Origin of the sequence: Escherichia sp. WS3063 (assembly GCF_046486595.1) — a bacterium.
GTDB lineage: Bacteria > Pseudomonadota > Gammaproteobacteria > Enterobacterales > Enterobacteriaceae > Escherichia > Escherichia coli.
Genome location: NZ_JBJQKY010000035.1, coordinates 25,591 through 45,210, shown reverse-complemented (window position 1 = coordinate 45,210; position 19,620 = coordinate 25,591). Strand labels below are relative to the sequence as shown.

15 protein-coding genes are annotated in these 19,620 nt (G+C 55.2%); 1 reads left to right on the top strand and 14 read right to left on the bottom strand.

The features are described 5' to 3' along the window. Positions 1-95: 95 nt before the first annotated feature. A complete protein-coding gene (locus ACJHYW_RS22955; RefSeq protein ID WP_061093050.1) occupies positions 96-824 on the bottom strand; it encodes a hypothetical protein in 729 nt (242 codons plus the stop codon). A 279-nt stretch (positions 825-1,103) separates the two neighbouring features. On the opposite strand from ACJHYW_RS22955, the gene ACJHYW_RS22950 reads away from it, so the two are divergent. Continuing rightward, the gene (locus ACJHYW_RS22950) at positions 1,104-1,895 is read left to right on the top strand and encodes a hypothetical protein (protein ID WP_061093049.1); all 792 of its coding nucleotides are present in this window, start codon (positions 1,104-1,106) and stop codon (positions 1,893-1,895) included. A 208-nt stretch (positions 1,896-2,103) separates the two neighbouring features. On the opposite strand, the gene ACJHYW_RS22945 is transcribed toward ACJHYW_RS22950, so the two are convergent. From ACJHYW_RS22945 to tssF, 13 genes are all read right to left on the bottom strand, one after another. Further along, positions 2,104-2,403, bottom strand: a complete 300-nt coding sequence (locus ACJHYW_RS22945) for a hypothetical protein (RefSeq protein WP_061093048.1) — start codon at positions 2,401-2,403, stop codon at positions 2,104-2,106. 52 nt (positions 2,404-2,455) lie between these two features. Next, positions 2,456-2,935 (bottom strand): Hcp family type VI secretion system effector, encoded by a 480-nt coding sequence (locus ACJHYW_RS22940; RefSeq protein WP_061093047.1) that lies wholly within the window; start codon positions 2,933-2,935, stop codon positions 2,456-2,458. A gap of 21 nt (positions 2,936-2,956) precedes the next feature. Then, the gene (locus ACJHYW_RS22935) at positions 2,957-4,312 is read right to left on the bottom strand and encodes a VasL domain-containing protein (RefSeq protein ID WP_061093046.1); all 1,356 of its coding nucleotides are present in this window, start codon (positions 4,310-4,312) and stop codon (positions 2,957-2,959) included. A 10-nt stretch (positions 4,313-4,322) separates the two neighbouring features. Continuing rightward, positions 4,323-7,754, bottom strand: a complete 3,432-nt coding sequence (tssM, locus tag ACJHYW_RS22930) for a type VI secretion system membrane subunit TssM (protein WP_123056338.1) — start codon at positions 7,752-7,754, stop codon at positions 4,323-4,325. 108 nt (positions 7,755-7,862) lie between these two features. Continuing rightward, positions 7,863-9,290: a type VI secretion system protein TssA gene (gene tssA / locus ACJHYW_RS22925; RefSeq protein WP_061093044.1), complete on the bottom strand. Its 1,428-nt coding sequence runs from the start codon at positions 9,288-9,290 to the stop codon at positions 7,863-7,865. A gap of 4 nt (positions 9,291-9,294) precedes the next feature. Continuing rightward, positions 9,295-10,038, bottom strand: a complete 744-nt coding sequence (gene vasI / locus ACJHYW_RS22920) for a type VI secretion system-associated protein VasI (RefSeq protein WP_061093043.1) — start codon at positions 10,036-10,038, stop codon at positions 9,295-9,297. Then, the gene (gene tssH / locus ACJHYW_RS22915; protein WP_061093042.1) at positions 10,035-12,773 is read right to left on the bottom strand and encodes a type VI secretion system ATPase TssH; all 2,739 of its coding nucleotides are present in this window, start codon (positions 12,771-12,773) and stop codon (positions 10,035-10,037) included. The genes vasI and tssH overlap by 4 nt, the downstream gene beginning before the upstream one ends. Before the next feature lie 11 nt (positions 12,774-12,784). Then, a complete protein-coding gene (gene icmH, locus ACJHYW_RS22910; RefSeq protein ID WP_061093051.1) occupies positions 12,785-13,555 on the bottom strand; it encodes a type IVB secretion system protein IcmH/DotU in 771 nt (256 codons plus the stop codon). A gap of 52 nt (positions 13,556-13,607) precedes the next feature. Continuing rightward, positions 13,608-14,951 carry a type VI secretion system baseplate subunit TssK gene (gene tssK / locus ACJHYW_RS22905; RefSeq protein ID WP_061093041.1) on the bottom strand — a complete coding sequence of 448 codons (1,344 nt, stop codon included), beginning with the start codon at positions 14,949-14,951 and terminating at the stop codon, positions 13,608-13,610. A 2-nt stretch (positions 14,952-14,953) separates the two neighbouring features. After that, entirely contained in the window at positions 14,954-15,457 is a 504-nt protein-coding gene (gene tssJ / locus ACJHYW_RS22900) for a type VI secretion system lipoprotein TssJ (protein WP_088170642.1), read from the bottom strand. Between the two features lie 26 nt (positions 15,458-15,483). Then, positions 15,484-16,770: a type VI secretion system-associated FHA domain protein TagH gene (gene tagH, locus ACJHYW_RS22895; protein ID WP_061093052.1), complete on the bottom strand. Its 1,287-nt coding sequence runs from the start codon at positions 16,768-16,770 to the stop codon at positions 15,484-15,486. 16 nt (positions 16,771-16,786) lie between these two features. Further along, positions 16,787-17,830 carry a type VI secretion system baseplate subunit TssG gene (tssG, locus tag ACJHYW_RS22890; protein ID WP_061093053.1) on the bottom strand — a complete coding sequence of 348 codons (1,044 nt, stop codon included), beginning with the start codon at positions 17,828-17,830 and terminating at the stop codon, positions 16,787-16,789. Then, positions 17,797-19,620 (bottom strand): type VI secretion system baseplate subunit TssF, encoded by a 1,824-nt coding sequence (tssF, locus tag ACJHYW_RS22885; protein ID WP_061093039.1) that lies wholly within the window; start codon positions 19,618-19,620, stop codon positions 17,797-17,799. Before tssF ends, tssG begins: the two co-directional genes overlap by 34 nt.

Here is a 19,620-nt window from a genome sequence, read left to right as displayed (position 1 = left end):
GAACTCAGGGGTGAAAGTACGTTTGGTTTTCTTGTTCATTAAGTCACCTGTTTTGTGTTGAGGTGAGAATATCACCTTTAATCAGGTGGCCAAATTTACTGTGCCACTACAGTGGAAATCTGATTTGAAGGTTTTGCCAGAGGAGGAAAAAAGGTACGGATAAACTGCTCCAGATTTGTTCGTTTGATAACAAACCAGGCGTCATCCGGGAAATGGTAGACGGGAAAAAAATGGTGCTGCTCCCGGTTAATATGCAGTCTGCTCAATTTCTCCCTGTAATATTCCTGTTTACCGGAGGGCAGACATTGTAACTGTTGAGTAATACGTTGTTCTGATGAAATATCTTCGACTAACTGATATAAAGCGCCACCACTCTGAACAGTAATGCCGCAATGAATATTACACCGACCTGTCTGAGGAGGTGGAAGGCCCAGCGAAAAAGCCAGTCTTTGTTGCAACGCAATACATTCATGTCCCATTAATGGCGTATCAATAATATGTCTGCCAGGGGAAATAATATCGCCTTCTGTTTTTACCTGCCAGTAATCATCTGTTGCCAGACATTCAGGACTCAGATAACACAACCTACCGATAATATCATTATGTGTTTTTGCCAGCACAATGGCGTTTTTATTTTGTGTTACCCGGCGCATTTTCACCGGGGACTGAAAATAAACAGACAGGATTAAATGGCCGTACAGCGCATAGCGCCATATAGCAGCTTCGGTGACACTGATACCCGGTTGTTGATTAATAATATGTGCGGCTTCAGAAATAGTGACCCATTCAGGCACTGCGGAAGAATGATTGCAAATGGCATTCATATCTCGTTCTCCTTCATAACATTCCAGATTCCAGAGGTACTTCGTGCTGCTATAACGTACCCGACAACCGGAACACCGGGACAGACAATGGATGCGGTATTCGGTTATAAAACGGTATATATTTAAATAGTGAACACCATGAGCGTAATATATTTATTTGATGAATGTATTGATGAAAGGAAAATTGCTTTTTAGCTATTATCGGCGGGTGTATAATTTAGTCCGTTTTTTTCAAATAAATAATCGCAAATAGCATCTGATGCCACTGAGGACGCAGGTATGAATTTCAGACCAGCAGTATATTTATGTGCAGCAACATTTTTACTGGCTGGCTGTGCGCCACGCTCCCCCATTGATGCGAAGAAAACGGGCGCATCCGCCAAAGAGAGCAGCATCAGCAAAAACACAACGGCACAACTGACCGATAAAGATATTTTTGGCAATGAAACCACGCTGGCAGTTTCTGAGGAAGATATTCAGGCAGCACTGGAAGGCGAAGCGTTCCGCGTGCCGCTGAATTCACCCGTGATTCTGGTTCAATCCGGTAGCCGCGCACCGGAGGCCATGATGCAGCAGGAAATGAGTAAATATTATACCGTTGCCACATTCTCCGGTATCCCGGACAGACAAAAACCTGTGACCTGTAACAAAGACAAAAACAAAGATAAAAGCGAGAACCAGGATGTTGCTGTTGTTGAGAATATGAACTGGATGCAGGCACTGCGTTTTGTGGCTGCAAAAGGACATCAGAAATCGATTATTGTTTACCAGGATACGTTGCAGACAGGAAAATATGACTCTGCGCTGAAATCAACAGTGTGGTCAGATTATAAAAATCAAAAACTAACTGACACAATGTCATTACGTTTTTTGGTTCGCTTCACTCTGGTGGATGTGGCAACTGGCGAGTGGGCTACCTGGTCACCTGTAAATTATGAGTCCAGAGTTATCTTCCCTCAGACTGAAAAAAAGGGTGCAATCACTACCGATGTGACAGAGCAACAAATCACCCAGCTTAAGCAGAAAACATACGCAGCAATGACCAGGGATCTGGTGAACCGCTATCAGTAAGCAACATCCCCCTTACCTGCCGCTAATAAATAGTGGCGGCAGGCACTGGCACGAAAAACTCCCTGATGCTGACGATTATTAAACATCTTTCTGGTATTTTCTGTTGCAAACCATCCCATTCATAGCATATCAGTATCCATCATTTTAAATTTACAGTGATTGTATGCCTCAAAGCTAATCGCTTCCGATGATGGTGCCCGCAATAAATTTAATCGGAATCGTCTTCTGTATCCTCCTCATATGAATCCCTGACGGTCCCCAGTTTTGTATTGCCATTGGCAGGCGTCCCATCTCCCATCAGAACGTCGATGTCATAGCCAGGATATTGTTTCTTTATATTGCGTTTGAACTCTGAGACCGTCGAATCATTTTTGGACATTTTCACCCGCTGATATTGTGGCATATCTTTTTTATCACCCCGGACGTCCTTACCATCGGGTGTTTTGAAGCGAACATCAAATCCCTGTACATCCCAGATTTTCTTTTCAACATTTTTTACTAATGGCATTTTTATTCTCTCTTCAGAAAATTACACTAAATCAAAAAAAGTATCGCTATTCTTAATAGAGTCTCTCTTCCCATAAGCTATATGCACTGGTTCCTGCAACACAGTGCTCCTGAGTAATACTTTCATAGGTGAATGATATGGCCTCTTCTGGTTGTCCCTGGCTATTGTTGACAGTGTGCGGCACAATATGCTTTATGCTGGCAATGCGGGCGTTAATCAGCTTCACTTTGAAATACAGCTCGTTAATACCAAAACGGTTGGTGCGGTAATACTCAAAATCACAGGTCAGACACTCATTTTCGCTGATAGCCTTACTCAACAAAGGGGAAGATTTATCCACGGGTTTCTGAATAATGAGCGCTTGATGATTCACGTTTTGTGCACGGGTTAATCCGTGGCTGAGTCCCAGCACCATGATCTGATCCATATGCGCAATCTGCGCTTTGTTCCCAATAGATGCCAGTGATGAACAGCCTGCGGAGATCAGCCCCTGGAGATCGCCGTTCAGTGTCAGGTAAACAGGATTTGCCATATTAAGCTCCTTGGTCCGGGGTTATTTCCCGACCCCTTTATCAATAATTGCCGTTTCCGGTAGAGAGTGATTTTTCAGCAACAACCAGCGACTTAACACGCCGTCCAGCCGCTCGTTAATCTGTTTTTCCAGTACGTCGGTATTCTGCCCCTGCGCACGGGCGTCCTGGTACTGCGTCAGCAGCGACTCAACGGGTGTTTCCTGCCCCAGCCCCCGCTCCGCCTGCCAGATAACATTTTTGATGTAGGAAAGGGTTACCCCCTCTTTCTCACGTTTCATCACGAGGTCTGCAAAGGCATGTAAGTCCTGGCGGGCCTGTAACCAGCCGCGTAACTGTGGACTACTCTGCGCACGAGTTTTCAGCGTCTCATTCCACTGTGCGGTGGCCTGCTGCTGTTGCAGACTCTCCGGCCAGCGGCTGTCGGCGGTACGCGCCATCTGTAAGCCCGTATTCAGCGGCTGAACAGGTGAAGCATCAAGGAGTTGCTGTAGCCTGCGCTCATAGTTTTCCAGCTCAGGCGACACAAGCCAGACTGTCGCAGCGCCCTGCGCGGTATCGCTGACCTGGGTGAGTTGTTGCTGCATGGGAGAGACCAGCCACCACCAGAGAGCGGCGGCAACAGCCCCGGAGCAGAGAACACCCGCGATAAAACCTTTCACCGCACTGCCCTGCTTTGCCACACTGGTCGGTGGCGTACTGTCAGCCAGGCTGCGCACCTCCACCTTCATCTCCGGCAGTTCAGGCAGCGGCGGCATCACCGTTTCGGTTGCTGGCGTAATACCGTTTTCCGGGGCATAAATCAGCGTTCTGACCGTGGTCTGTGCGGTGTGTTCAACGCTGCTTTTCGGCTGCGGCTCAAGTCGTTTACGCGTGTTCTGAACAAAATAAAGCAGGTTTTCCACGCGCGGCTGGCGCTTCAGTTCCACCTGCTGGAGCTTGTCACAGATAAGCTGTAGTGCCCGTTCCGTGCGATATAACAGAGGCAGGTCAGCCTCCACAAAGGATATCTGCTGGCGCAGGATATTCCCGGTGCGGGTGTTGAACCAGTCCAGCATCTCGGTCCGCGCCGGGCCGCCCTGCGGCCAGAAGTTATCCCACTCGTGAGTGACCATCGCCGCCAGCAATTCCGCCCCTTCGCAGAATCCCGCCAGCCCCTGTGTCCGGGTCCGGGCCAGCGTGTAGTAGGTGGCGGTATGCAAATCCACCCCGTTGGCCTTAAATATCGCCAGCGCCAGCGACTCCACCAGTTTCCAGTTCAGCTCCGGCTGCGACGGGTGGCTGGCCTTGTTGATTTCCTCGCGGATGGCGCTGAACTCTGGCAGGCCACGCGGGTCACTGCCGGTAACGATAGTTTGTGTCAGTACGTTATTGCTCATCCCTGTCTCCTCAGTACAGCGTGTCCGACAGCCTGAACTGGCTGAAAAGCCCGCCACTGAATGGATTGTCCTCGGTGTCAGCGTGTATCCTGTAGACCATCGCGCCACCGTCCACGTTAAACCGCACGCTGAATGTCCCTGCCTCAACGCTGGTTAACTGCCCTGCCCCGAACAGGCGGAACTGCGCCCACGGCCCGGTGAAACGGATGCTGCGCGGCGCTCCGCCGCTGACACCTATCAGCGTCAGTTTGCTTTCATTGCCTTCCCGCATATTGTTCGGCCACACCAGGTGGGCGGTATAGTTGCGGCCCTGGCTGTAATCGACTAACTGACCGTCGAGGTTCAGTACACTGCGCCGTTTGTTGCCGGAGAGCGATACCGTTTCCACCGCAAACTGCGTTCCCAGACCGTTTTGTTTACTGAAGAAGATGTCGCGAATCTTCTGCGCAGTATCCAGTTGCCGGATGATGTCCTCACGGATAATCACCCCGTCATCGCCATCACGGCTCAGGTCATTTTCAATAAACAGTTTCAGGTTCTGCTGCCAGAATGTGTCCAGTACGCCATCCGGTTTAAAGAAACGCTCAAACGCATCCAGTGAGGCATCCTGCGCCGAGCGCGGATTAAACGGATAGTTACCGGCAAGCTGTTCATTGAACGGTTTCACCACGTTGTCACGCCAGTCAATTTCCATATAGTGAACGGCCTCCACCATCACCACATGCCAGGCCTGGTCGGCCAGCTTGCCCACCCAGCGGTTAAGTGGCGCGGGCAGGGTTTTCGCCATCTGGCGGGTGGCGAATATCGGGTCGCTACTGTTCTGGTCCAGACGTAGCTGGACGGCTTTCAGCGCCGATTTCCCCGGCACCGGCGCGTTCTGGATCGCCAGCAGATAGCGGTGCAGTTCCGTTAACTGCTGGTACACCGCCTGCATGGTACTTTCTTTGTCCTTCTGCACCGCGAGCGTACTGTTTTCCGGGGCGAATTCATGCCCGAGGCGCGTCAGCAGGCGGTAGTCCGGCTCCGCCAGCGCGTCCTCCCGTTCTTTATCAGAGAGTTTTTCAGAGAGTACCGCAGGCTGCGTGTTATCACGCAGGGCAGTCAGCGCCCGCTGAAGTGGCTGGTCACCACTGATAATCTGCTCCAGCGCACCGGTCAGTTGCGCAATGGATTCATAATCCCGGACGTTCAGGTTATCCATCCCGGCCCGCCAGGTGGCGGTGTAGTCGCTGAGATACTGTTCAGTCAGCTGGCGCTGGATCTCTGTCTGGTCAGCGTCGCTGTATTTCACGCTGCGGGTGAGGTTGAGTACCCAGGAATCCATCGCCGTCAGTTCAACCAGTTCATCGCGCTGCTTCACAAAGTAGCTTTGCAGGCCGTAACGGGTGAGAAACTGCGGAACAACCAGTTTGTTGTCATCGGCAGACGTGAACACCTGCTCAAAGGTCGGCCCCACCTGGTCACGCAGGTTAAGGTCAGCAGGCAGTACGCCCAGTGCCCGCGTTTTCAGGCTCTGGTAAACCCGCTGGTAGACAGGCAGTTTGCTCAGTTCTTTCTGTGCTGACACAACGGGCTTGTCATACGGCATCCAGCGGCTGATGGCGTCACCGTCACCCGCCTGACGCTCTGCGTGCCAGTCCGTGTGCGCCAGCGCGTAGTCAAGATGAGACATCAGTTGCGCCTGGATATCGCGCTGGCCGTGGAACTTTTCGCTCCAGCGTTTTGCCATATACTGCTTTACGACCTCATTATTACGTCCGCTTTTATCCTCCAGCATTCGCATCACGCGCAGCACAGCGAGTTTTTCCTCGCTCTCCGGCGGCGCGGCGTTCATCTCTTTGACCAGCCCGTTAAACAGGGCAGGCAAATAACGCTGCTCCAGCAGTTGCAGGTAGGTCTGCTCCACATACGGCCCGACACGCCGCCCCTGGTATAACCCCATATCCGCCAGGCGGCTGCGGTCGCCCCAGTCGCCATAAGCAAGAGTGGCATCACGTACCGGGTTCAGCAGCGGCAGTTGCAGGTTGCCATAGTCATCCATCCCCTGCGGGGGCGTGATATCCATAAACGCTTTCGCCTGCTTCAGCACCAGGACGCCGGAGGCATAGTTGTCATTGTAATAATGGTGCCAGCCGGTGATTAACAGCAGCGCCGCCACGCCGCCCGTTGCGGAAAAGGCGGTCAGGCGGCGGCGACTGCTGGTCAGCCAGGTCCGGCTCTCCGTTGCCAGGTTAGGCTCTGCCAGTAATGCCTGCGGGAACAGGTTGCGGGTGAAATACGGCGTGGTATCCACCAGCGGCCAGGCCGTCAGCGGACTGCTGCCCAGCCGGTACTGGCGGGCGGCGGACTGGGTAAAGATGTCATCCATCTGGCCGCGTTGCAGTGACGAGGTGAGATAGACGCCGCGCAGCATGACGTCCATGTTTTCGCCATCCAGCAATCCATCCAGCAGCGCCACCAGGGATTCCCGGCTTCCCTGCATCTGGCGGGCAAAGCTGAACAGGGAGCCACGCATATGGCTCTGCGCCAGCATCAGATCCGGCAGCGCCTGGTTCATTCGGTCACACCACGACTGCCAGAAGGCATTAAGTTCGCTTCGCCAGTCCTCGTTTTCATGGGCACGACGGGTGAACGTGACGCCCAGAATGGTGTCACGATCTTTTTTATCCAGTGACTGAAACAGCGTGGCAAAACCATGCAGCAGATCCAGCCGGGTCAGCACCACATAGACCGGCAACTGGCAGTGAAGCTGCTGGCGTACATCCTGGAGGCGGCTGCGCAGCGTCTGTAGCAGATACTCACGGCGGCGCTTGTCGGCGGTCAGCAGGTCAGGTAAATCGAGGGTCAGAATGAGCCCGTTCAGCGGCTGACGGGCGCGCTTCTCTACCAGCCAGCCCAGGGCATGTTCCCATAACCGGCGGTGCAAAACATTTGCATCCGGCTGTTCACAGAGCGAGCCATCAATATCGAATATCACCGCCTGTTGCCCGACATGCGGGATGAGATACAGGCGCGGCTCCGCCCCACGCACCGCTTCGGGGATATAAATTATGTCAGACGGAAAACCCTCGCGCAGCAGTGTCGTTTTGCCACTGCCCGCCGGACCGATAACCATATACCAGGGCAACTGCCACAGGTAGCGGCGGTTGTCGAGATGGCGTTGCAGGCGCAGTAACCAGCGGTCGAGGTAACGCTGCTGGGCGTTCAGCTCCACGCTGAGCGGATCAACGGCCTCTTCGCGCTGCTGTTTTTGCTGTTTTTCAAGCTGTTGCAGGCGCTTCATTACCCGGACAGTAAGCCACACCAGGGCAATAATCCCCCATGCTGCCGTTGCCAGCCAGCGGTTAGCCAGTGGTTTGAGCCACTGTTCTTCATACAGCGTCCACGTCGGGCCTTTCCACCAGATCCACACCAGCAGGAAAATCCACGCCAGTATCAGCAGCCAGAATGCAGAAACCTTAAACCGGGGCATCGCCGGGCGCAGGGCTGATTTGAGTCCGCTGAATAGTCGGGGTGTTGGTAATCTGAACACAAAAACTCCTGTTCTCTTTTATTGTTCTGCCGTGAATTTTTGTTCAAGCTGTTCAAGTAACGATGGCTCCCAGTCGGCCACCATCATTTGCAACCCCATCCTGAACAACATCCGGTACTGCTGCTGCGCAAGCTGTACCAGCCCCGCCTCTTCCGTCAACTGGGCGGCAAGGTACTGGCGGTGAAACTGATCGCGGGGATCGCCTTCGGGTAGCATGTCCAGATACCGCAGCGCCGCCTCCAGCCCCTGCTCAGCAAAACAGGCCCTGGCCGCCTGCGATTCCTCACCGGCCTGCGCAACCGGTGCCACTTTGCAGTCGGGCGAAGCGGACAGCCATTGTTTCGTCTGCTCACTGATAAACGGTGTGCGGTCATTAAACAGCAGCCCGGTAAGCTGGGGCAGGCGCTCAAGGAAGCGGGTGACCTCATCGCGGATGGCGTCTGCCACCTGTTTGTAACCCAGGCGCAGTGCCGTCTGTGCAGAAAGGCAGTGACCGTCCAGCCAGTAAGGAGCCAGCAGTACGCTTTTCTCCACCTGCTGCCACAGCGCCATATCCGCGCTGGCAAGCCGGGACTGGTAATCCGCCACCATATCGGCAGAAACCGCAGCCAGCGGGGTGCGTCCATCGCTTTCCACCTGGGGTGTACTGGTGATGTTCTGCCACAGCGCATGGCGGCGCAGACGGTAGCCCTGCGGTGAGTCCGGCTGGCGTTCACATAAAATGGCCGCCACTTTTAACAGCGTGTCACGCCAGGCTTTGTCGTCGTGACTGTCAACCGTAACCTGGGGGGCCGGGACGGCAGGCGCCGTACTGGCGTTTTGCGAAGCAGCGGATACGGGAGCAGCAACGGTTTGCGCCAGTGTGCCGGTATTTGCCGGAGAGGCCGGTGACACGGGCGCAGTACCATTAAACGCGCGCTGGTACAGGGCAAAAAGATCATCCGTCGCCTGTGCCAGTTCCGGGACGTTATGCGACTGCCAGCACTGCGCCAGCTTTGCCAGTTCCCCCAGCAGCGCATCGCGCTGTGCCGTGGCTGCACTTTCCGCAAAAGACGTGACGCCCGCCTCAAAACGTTTTATCACCTGACTGGCAAAGCGTTTTTTATGCGCCATATTCTGCGGCGCGGCCACCGCCCAGTAATGCTCCACATACAGCGCCAGCAGGCGCAAGGCCAGGAGCGGATCACCGGCATGTTGCAGGGTTCTCAGCAGATGCGCCAGCAGGCGAAAATCCTTACTCTCCGAAGCCAGAAGGACCAGCCCCCGGTGCTGGAGTTCAGGGATATCCAGCTGGCTGTGCGCCAGCGATCCCAGCTTGACAATCCCACCGTCGATATACTCCCAGTCCGGGTTATCGTCCTTCAGCGCTGATGCCAGTTTCTCTTCCGGCAGGTTTTCCAGCAGGTGCGATACCCAGACATTCGGATCGCGTAAGTCCATTGCCATATTTTTATTCTCCCGCCCAGTGGCAGGCATCGCGCAGGGGTGCAATCGCCCCTGCCAGCCCGTCAATGTTAAAGGTCAGCTTTCCGGCGGCGTTGTCTGCGCCGGTATCCACCGTCAGCGTTTTTGCGCCAAATAACTGTTTAATTTCATCAATACCGGATAACCCCCGGCTGGACTCCAGCAGGGTGCCGTTCTCGCGTACAAACCAGTGGCTGCGTAATGCCCGGCTGTCAGCATTCAGGGTAACGGCGATATCATGGACATCCAGAGGGTGCATCAGCGCCACCTGCATCCGGGTAATATTGTCCACGCAACTGAACATCAGCACCGGGCGCGGCGGAACATGGCCGATAGCCGGGGTGGTTATCACCACCGTCGGGCGTTCCCCCGGCACCTGCGTCACCAGCAGCTCCGTGGTGTTGCCCTGGCGGCGTTTTTCCTGCTCTGTGGCGCGGGTCCAGGCTTCGCCCACAAAACCAGCTTTGACCAGCGCCCCGTCAAACCCTGACGGGGACAGCGGTTCCAGCAGGCGGTCATAGCAGTCAAGCCGCTCCAGCGCCGCAGACTCCCGCCGACAGGACTGCATGGCCTGTAACGTGGCTGTCGCATCCGGCGGTGTCGCTGTGGCGACAGCTACTGCCACACCGGCCATTGACGATGTTTCTGCGGGCGCGGCACTGGCGGGTAAGCCCGCCATCAGGCCCGCGATAAACCATCCTGTCTGCCGGAAAACGCGCAACCTGCTCATAAAACCGTTTCATCCTCTGTGACGGACTCGTCGTCCAGAGCATCTTCCACATCTGCTGTGAACGCGCCGTCTGCCGCCGACAGCCGAATCCGGGCAATCGCCGTGTTGGCTGCCATCTTCTGCAACAGCAGCAGGGAGAGCGGCGGCAGCATGTCGCCGTCAATGACCGATTCGAGCATCCTCGCGCCGTTTTCCGCTCGGGTGACGCGGCTCATGATTTCGTCCGTCACTTCCGGTTCAATAATCACTTCTGCGCTAAAGCGGCTGCGCAGCACGTTATCCAGGCGGGTGAGTTTCCCGGCAATGATGGTGGCGAGTGTCTCTTTCGACAGCGGCAGGTACGGCACCACTTCCATACGCGCCAGCAGGGCAGGTTTAAAGAAGTCCGCCAGCACCGGATACAGGGCTTCCTGCATGGTTTCCGGGTCATCGGCATGTTCGACAATCACCTGGTAGCCGAGGTTGGAGGTGAGGAAGAAGACGATATTTTTGCAGTCAATCAGGCGGCCCTCACCGTCGGCCATCTCACCCTTGTCAAATGCCTGGTAGAACAGGTTGAGCACATCCGGGTGCGCTTTTTCCACTTCGTCGAGAAGTACCACCGAGTACGGTTTCTGGCGGATCGCTTCGGTCAGCACGCCGCCTTCGCCATAGCCGACATAGCCCGGAGGAGAACCAATCAGCCGCGAAACGGTGTGTTTTTCCTGAAACTCGGACATATTGATGGTGGTGAGGTACTGGCGACCGCCGTAGAGCAGCTCCGCCAGTTGCAGGACGGTTTCGGTTTTACCCACGCCGCTGGGGCCAGCCAGCAGGAACGCGCCAAGCGGACGTCCCGGACGGCGCAGGTCGGCGCGCGCGGTCAGCAGGTGTTTATGCAGGCTGGCAATCGCCAGGTCCTGGCCTTTGATGGTGTCGCCCAGCCATACCGGCAGGTCGGTGATGACTGACATCTCATTCTGCGACAGGCGGTTAAGCGGCACACCGGTCCATTCGGCAATCACCGCCGCAATCTGTTTTTTATCGACATGCGGGGAAACCAGCAACCGGTCGTTATGCAGGGCGTCCAGTTCGGCAGTGAGCTGTGCCAGCCGCTGCACCGGGGAAACTGTTTCAGCGGTCTCTTCCGGCTGTACACTGCCAGCTTCATCAGCCGGTGTGGCACCGGTATTATCCTGCTCTGAATCTGGCGGCGTATCCACTACGACATCTGTGTCCTCTGCCACGCCCAGTAACTTCTGACGCAGCGCGATAATCTCCTGTACCAGCGTCTGTTGCTGATGCCAGGCGGCCTCCAGTTCATCCAGCGCCGTCAGCGTTTCATCATACTGCACCAGCACTTCGGTCATCCGTGTGGTGTCGGTACGCAGCCCGATGCGAAGCTCGCGCTCAAGCTGGCGAATTTCCGCCTCCTGCTGGTGGCTCAGGGTGGTCAGCGCCGAGATTTGCTTCGGTGGCGATGACAGGTTGATTGCCACACGGGCGCAGGCGGTATCCAGCACATCAATGGCTTTGTCCGGCAACTGACGCCCGGAGAGATAACGCTCACTTAATGTCGCAGCGGCCTGCAAGGCGTCATCATCAATCAGCACGCCGTGAGACTGTTCATAGACCGAAGAGAGGCCGCGCAGAATAATGGTGGCTTCGGCGGCACTGGGTTCGCTGACCTTCACCAACTGGAAGCGGCGCGACAGGGCGGCATCTTTCTCAAAGTATTTTTTGTATTCGCTCCAGGTTGTGGCGGCGATGGTTTTCAGTTCGCCACGCGCCAGCGCCGGTTTGAGCAGGTTGGATATATCCAGCCCGCCCTGCTGGTTGCCCGCGCCAATCAGGGTGTGCGCTTCGTCAATAAACAGAATGACCGGCTCCGGGGACGATATGACTTCCGCCATCAGCCCCTTGAAGCGTTTTTCAAACTCACCTTTCACCGACGCACCAGCCTGCAATGCGCCCAGGTCAAGGGTCATAATATCGGTGTTTTTCAGCTTGTCCGGCACCTGGCCTGTCACAATACGCAGCGCCAGCCCTTCAATCAGCGCGCTTTTTCCCACGCCTGCTTCGCCCACCACAACCGGGTTGTTTTTACGGCGGCGGCAGAGAATGTCGATCATCAGGTCAATTTCATGATCGCGGCACAGCACCGGGTCGAGCCTGCCGTTACGGGCATCTTCGGTCATGTTTTTGGCGTAGCGGGCAAGCAGGGTGTCCCCTGTATCCACCACAACACTGACGGCCTTTTCGTCGACCCCCTGCATCGCGGTTTCTGCCGACTCGCGCGTCCACTGCGCAAAGTCCTGTTGCAGACGATCGCGGTTAATGCCGGTCAGCAGACGTGCGGCCACGCCGGGGACATAACGCAGTGGTGAATGCAGCAGGGCCAGCAGCAGTACACCGCCACGCAGTTCGCTGTGCTGCATCTCTGCGGAGGCCAGCAGCCCCCCCTCTTTCAGCCACTCGACCAGCATCGGGGAAAATGCCGGGTAATTGTCTGCTGTGCGCGACGTGGCGTAGTTCTCCACCGTCAGCGCCCGGCGAAGCTCATTCAGGTCGATGTCGGCCCGCTCAGAGATCACCCTTAAGTCGCTGCGCACTGATGCCAACATCTGCAACAGAACATGCGCCACCGTAATTTCCGATGCCTGCTGACTCATGCACTCCGCTGCCGCCGCTTCCAGCGCCTGGCGGGAAAACGGATTAAGATGTTTAACCAGTGAGGCCAGATTAATCTGGATCATATATTGTGTCCTTACCTGGCGAGCAGCCGGTTCAGTTGATGCAGAATATCCTGCGTCTGACTGTCCAGACGCAGCATGTAGAACAGATAAAACAATGCCAGTACCACCACGCCCCCCATCAGAACATGCTTTATGGTCAGGCGTTTCATTAACTGATAGCGCCCGCCCTGGGTCTTTTTGTCCTGGTGCAGTAATGGGAAGGGGGCATCGCCACGCAACGTATGCAGGACGTGGTGCAGACGGCGGTAGATCCGCTCAAACTCCCCCTGATCCTGGACGGCCACTTTGTAGCGCCCGCGAAATCCCAGCGAAAAACAGATAAAGATAAACTCCAGCAGATCCTGGTAGCGTTTTGGCTCACGGATCAGGCGCTCCAGCAGGATGAAGACCTTCTCCCCCCCCCAGGCTTCATTGTGGAAATGGACCAGCAGCGACTGTTTGATCCACTCATTCTTGTTCGACCAGCCGTTACCCAGCGCAGCCTCATCGATAAAAGTGCACAGAACATAGCGAAAAGAGACGATCACGCCAGGCTCATAGCCCTGCTCCTGGAGTAACTGCTCCACTGCCTGAACGTCGGTCACAACCTGTGCAAAAAGATGTTCCGGCATGGTCTGACTGTTCATCCCGTCCAGGCGCATCACCATCCCCAGTAACGGCGTGGCGGCATCGATCATCGGGTTCAGACTGTTACCGCGCAGGGGCAACCGGTACTGGCGGCTGGAAATATCGCCATCGCTGTCCGGCACCACGGTACTCTGCCTCTCCGGTATATTCCCCATAGCCAGATATTCATTTTCACCGGCTGGCAGGATGAACGGATCGTTCATGGCCTTAACCTCTTATTGCCCACAGTTGTACCCCCAGATCCGGGAAAGTGCCGGAAATATGCAGCGCCAGTGCCCCGGCTTTCATCACGTCCTGCCAGGCAGCTACGCCCTTGTCGAGTTCGAAGTAAACATAACCGTCGTGATAGGGTAACTGGCGCGGCGCGGCGGTCCGTGGCGTCAGCGGCACGCCCGGCACCTGGACGCTGACCATATCGCGGATTTTGTTGGTGGCGGCAATTTTTGACTGCTGGGTAAACTGGTGGATAAGCTGGCTGTGAGGCATTCGCGCACGCACCGCCAGAATAAAGGTGCCGGACTGCAACAGTGTAGGATCGTTAACGGTGGCGACATAAAACCCATCCGAGAAGACCAGCGGCAGGTTCTGCGCACGCGGCATCAGTACAGTATTGAGCGCCCGGCGCAGTTCCGGGATCACGGTACTGAATGAGTGGGTCAGATCGCGGTGACTGTACACCTCCACCGGACAGGGAAGACGGCTGTCCTCCGTGAAGGTCATCAGTTCACCCAGCAGGCGAACAAGATCCAGATAAAAGGTTTCCGGATGCAGGGTATGCAGGTGCGTGCGGTGAGTGAAGTGCATCTGGCTGCGGTTAAGCATCTGCAACATCATAAACTCGGCCACATCGGCAATGCCACTTTGCTCTGGCGAGCCAATACGCTTTGCCAGTTCGCTGGCGCGGTTGCTGATAAGCCCCTGCACATCACCGGCAAACCCGCTGAGTACCGGACTGACCCGGATGGCCTGACAGGTGGGAATAAAACTGTCGTCCAGCACCAGCGCGCCATTAGCCAGCTTGTCACGGATACGGCACAGCGGCAGCGTCACCATTGCGCTGAGATCATCCGCACCGCTGACAATTTTGGGTGCAAGTTGCCCGAGGACAATTTGCTGAACATCGCCATCATCAGAGTGCAAATCACGGACATCAGCACGGGCCAGGCGGTAACGCTCCGTCCCCTGCCCTGCGCTCTGACGTCCCTCAATTTCACAGGTAATATCGCTGATGACAGGCAGCGCCAGATAAATGTCATGGCTTCCGGGTTTTGAGAGATCAAGCGGCTGATACGGGACAGGAAGCTGATCCTGCTCCGGAATGCTGAACACCGTACCATCCGGCATACAGCCTGCTGCGTTGTCGAGCATGAGTTTTCCCTGGGCCAGCAGCTCGGTGTTAATCGACAATGACGTGAAGCCCCAGGCAAAATCATCCTGTGCGCTGATACGCTGGTTCAGCAAATACTCCTGGTTCCGCTGCTGTTGCTGAAAATGCTGCGGCAGGGCAAACAACCCTTCCTGCCAGATCACCCTGTTTTTCATGGTCGCCATTGTCAGTTTTCCTCTTTTTTCATTTCGATACTGCTTTGCCTTACATGCACCAGCAAACGGTAGTGATGGCCTGTACCTTCCACCGCTTCGATTTGTTTCCATTCGGTCGCCTGGTCATCGGAGAAGTAGGCCACGACACCGATAAACTGCGTTTTCTCATCCAGCTTTACCGGCGGCAGGGTTTTAATGGTGTCCGGCAGCAGGTTAAAGTCCTGGTGGTCGATATAGTTTTTACCCAGCACATCCGGCAGCGGCGTACTGGCGATCTGGTCATAGTCGGCTGCCTGCAACTTAGAGTCGTCGCTCATATAAATCAGTTGCACATCAACTGCCGCCGCCTCACCTTCTGCATTAATATTTGTGTCCGGCTCGGTCAGCAACGTGACCGTCACCTCTGAGGCCTGATCCGCCAGTTTCCCGACCTGAATATCCGGATTCTTGATCACCTGGCCGAGCTTTTTCACTGTTTCGCAGCCTGTCAGGGTGAGGCTGAACAGCACCACCATCGTGCAGACGCGAAAGAAGCGCGCGGTCATGCTTCCGGCTCCCGCTGTTTCTCACGCAGTACCCGGTCATAGACCTGGGCATAGACTTCGTTAAACAGCATTTCAAATCCCTGCTGGCGATCGGACGCCAGTTCTTCGTAATAATGGCTGTACATCTGCCAGGCTCCGGCGGCGTCCAGCGGCTGGCGAAGTTCATGGCTGCGGCGGTACTGCACAAAACGGCGCATCAGGCTCTGTGGTGAAAACGCATCCAGCAGCACGCGGAGCGACTCCACAATCGCCGCCCGGTTGGCCTCTTCGTGATGGCGGATATTGCGCAGGCTTTCGCTGACGGCGGCAGGGGCCGCCAGATGTACCGGGCTTTTGCCCTCTGCAAACATCACATCAAGCGCGGTGGCGTAATCCATGTTCAGCCGCAGCGGGTTATCTTCCAGCGGGCGCAAATGTTTATCCGACAGGCTGTTACGGTGCTGTTGTAGATCGAGTAACCCTTTTATTGCCGCCTGTAGGGTTCGTCCGGCCTCTTCGAGAAAACCATCCGCATCCTGCGAGTTGCGTACAGCCAGGGTACTACCCAGCCCACGCAGTAGCGGGGTAACAGCAAGATGGAGTTGGGCGATGTCAGTCGGATTAACGGAATCATCATGCTTCTCCTGCGGATCGGGATACACCGGAGGCAGATCCATAAACGGTTTGTCGATCACACCATCCCTGACGGGAGCCGAAGAGCGGGTTGGGACGATCCCGGAGAGAGGATCACCCGCCACCGTCAAACTTTCTGCCTGAAGCGCCTGCAACGGATCGGCTGAAAAACTGTTGGCCACGGTATCTGCAAGCTGGTGTCGCTGGGGCATACCTGGATATGCAGGCTGGCCGTCCGTTGTCAGCAATGAGTCCGCCAGACGATCACGGTTAGTGACGATAGTTTCAGGTGCTGCCATCTGTTCGCTGTAAGTGATCAGTTTTCCTGTGTGGATAAACACCTTCAGCGCCAGTGCCCCCAGCACGATCTCGTCCCCCTGTCGCAGACGTACCAGCCCGGCATCCAGGGCAACCGGAGCCAGGTTAATCATCAGTCCTGTACCCAGACTCTTCAGACAAAATGCGCCGTCATGCACCACCACCTGGCAGGCACGACCGGCAACGGAACCGGCCCTGTCCTGTACCGGCCAGTGGCACTCAGGCAGGTTACCGATATCCCCGCCATCAGCAGTAAAGAGGCATTTTGCGGCACGTCCGCTCTCCAGTTCATTACCGTTCATCACCTGTAATGTCATTGAGAGCCGGGAGGACTGCGTTTTTTCTTCAGCCATATGCGATTCCATAAAATTAATCCCTGATGTGAAGGGTGACGGAGGGCGGCGTTTTGGGCTGACCAATAAACGCCGTGCGTCCGATGCAGGAGCGGGAACGATCACCCAGCAGCATTCCTTTTGCCTGTTCCGGAGCCAGATCCAGCCGGAGATCCCAGGCAAACTGATCGCGCAACAGAAAGGCAATAAACATGGTCAGCGCCTGGTGGTTTTCGCCTTCCGGTAAAAACGAGAGATAGCACGCCATGGAAAGATTACTTAACCGCAGCAGAAATTTTCCGCTGCGATCAGGTACTCTGGCACCCAGCGTAAAATTAACGCCAATGACGGAGCGCCCTGGTACGTATCCGGCGGTTTTCTTTTTAGCATTACGCACGCCCAGCCGGTTCTGCTGGTCAGGCGCAATGACCACCTTTCGTAACTGCCAGCTTTCAATACTGACATCCGGCAGATCAAAGCAGTGGCTGACCAGGTTGCACACCACATCCGGCGAGCGCCCCGGCGTTGCCAGAATTCCGGCATACGCGAGCATTTTGCTGTGGTTGATGGCAAGCCTGTCACGCACACTCTGGTTGCCCAGCCCAACCAGCGCATACATTCGCTGTGAAAAGACATCCGTCCCACCGTTGCGAAAACAGATGTAATAGCGGTACTTACGCCAGGCATGGTAGGCAAATTGCGTCCAGCGGTGGCTGAACAGATCAAGAAATGCTTTCAGCCCTTCTTCATTCTGTGCGGATTCCCGCGCCATCCGATCCAGGTAATAACCGGGTAGCGGAGACTGGCCGCCGGAGAAACCGAGAAATTTTGTGGTCAGGGTAAACTGCCCGGAATCCCTGCGCTCAAGCGTGCTCAGGTCGCTACAGGGAAAGGCAATACTGGCGTCAGATTTAAACAGCGCCACTTCCTTTTCTGGCTCGGTGCGCAGGGACGGATCCTGATTCGGTGCACCATATCGGCGGTACAGTGATTCCATCAGCACATAAAAATTTATCCCGCGCACATCCGGGAGTATTCCCGTTCCCTCTATATCAGGGCGTGCTGGCCCGTATGTTGCCATTCCCAGGACTCCTGACTTTCCGTGTTAATAATTTTGAGGCAGTGAAATGAGTTGATGCTGGCATAAAGGGCAAAGAAGTATGAGAGCACCGTCCCCAGGAAATAGATCTCCCCCTCACAGACAAAGGGTGCGGGGTTAATCCACAGCGTGGTGGAGAGACCGCGGACCGGTATGCCTTTAAACAGGCGATCGACGGGACGGGATTCCATTTTTTCGATGGCATCCAGCTTCTGGGAGGAAAGCCGGGCCTGCTGCGGGTGATGAATGCCTGGTAAATCAAAAGTACGCAGTACCTGAACCAGTGCTTCCCTGTCCAGCAGCGAGAGGTAGTTCAGGTTCATGCTTGAAATCAGCGACCAGTGCATATCACCATCCGTCACCGGGTATAACGGGCGGGTTGGCCGGGTGACATTGCTGAAGGAAGCCACTGCCGGGTTTTTATTCACGGCTTCACAGATATCACCCACATGCAGTGACGCGGGCAACATCCGGTTGGTGCATACCAGCGAGGCCGTGAACACTTCTCCGTCCAGTAGGGCCTGCTCCGGCAGGCTGCCATCAGCATGGACAAAGGCAATGGAATGATCCAGTCCCCGGTGAAACAGTGACGTTTTTGTGCGGTGATGCCAGTAAACGACTTCACGCTGACGGCTGTACTCGATCTGGTGCTGAAAACCCTCAAATTCAGGCCAAAGGCGATACTTTTCCCCTTTGCTGACCGTTGGAAGTTTGCTGGAAACAGATTTTATCTGAAAAATATCATAGAACTCTGGATACTGTTGGCTGGCCGTTAATGGGTACTGTGGCGCACTGTCATCGGGCCTCACGGGTTCAGAATGATGGACAAACAGGTTCACTGCTGGTGTGCAATATGGACGAAGTGAAGCCTTACGCAGCTTAACATCCACCGGAAGAGGCAGATTAAAGTGCAGTCGTAGTGTAAAAGCATGGAGCGGGAAGCCTTTCGGCAACGGTGCAGCCTCCCGCAGATGAAAGAAGAAAAAGCTCTCCGGATAACAGAAATACTCCTGAAGTACACGGTAGCCATTATGTACGTTTTTCGGCCACGGCAGCAGCGCATCCTCCCGCTCAAATCCCGCAGCCTCAAGCCACAGATCCGGCAGCGCCACACGGTGATCTCCGGCTACCAGTTCCGCATCCATCAGACGCTCACTAAACCACAGATAGAGTTGATGGCGGGTATAATCATCCTCATTTCCCAGCCAGAAGGAGAGCTTATTCAGATCCAGTTCACCGGGAGAAACGTTTCCCTCAGTGAAAAAATCTATCTCAATGACACCTTCTTTGAGGGTACTGGTATTCCGTACATCCCTTACCATCAGGGGTTGTAGCCAGATATCACGCGCCAGTGTGAAATAGCAGTTCGGCAGTGCGGCTTTGTTATCATCATCGGTTAACGCCCCCCGAGCATAAGTTCGCATACTGCTGCCTGTCTGCGTTTTTATCAGCTCGTCGCGGTGTACCTGGACGGATGATTTCAGTTCCTTACGGGGTTGGTATTCAATCACTGCCATTGCCGGAACCGGGCGTAAATAGTTAGGCCACAACATATTAATCAGGCTATGCGTAAATTCCGGGAATTCATCCTCCAGCTTTTGTCGCAAACCGCCCGAGAGAAACGCAAACGCCTCCATCAGGCGTTCCACATCAGGATCACCTTCCTTTTCAGCCAGAAAGCGGGCCAGATAAGGTTTCTCCTGTGACAGCAGCTTGCCAAGCTGACGTAGATAATCAAGCTCTTCTCGATAGTAACGTTCTTCGAAGGCCAT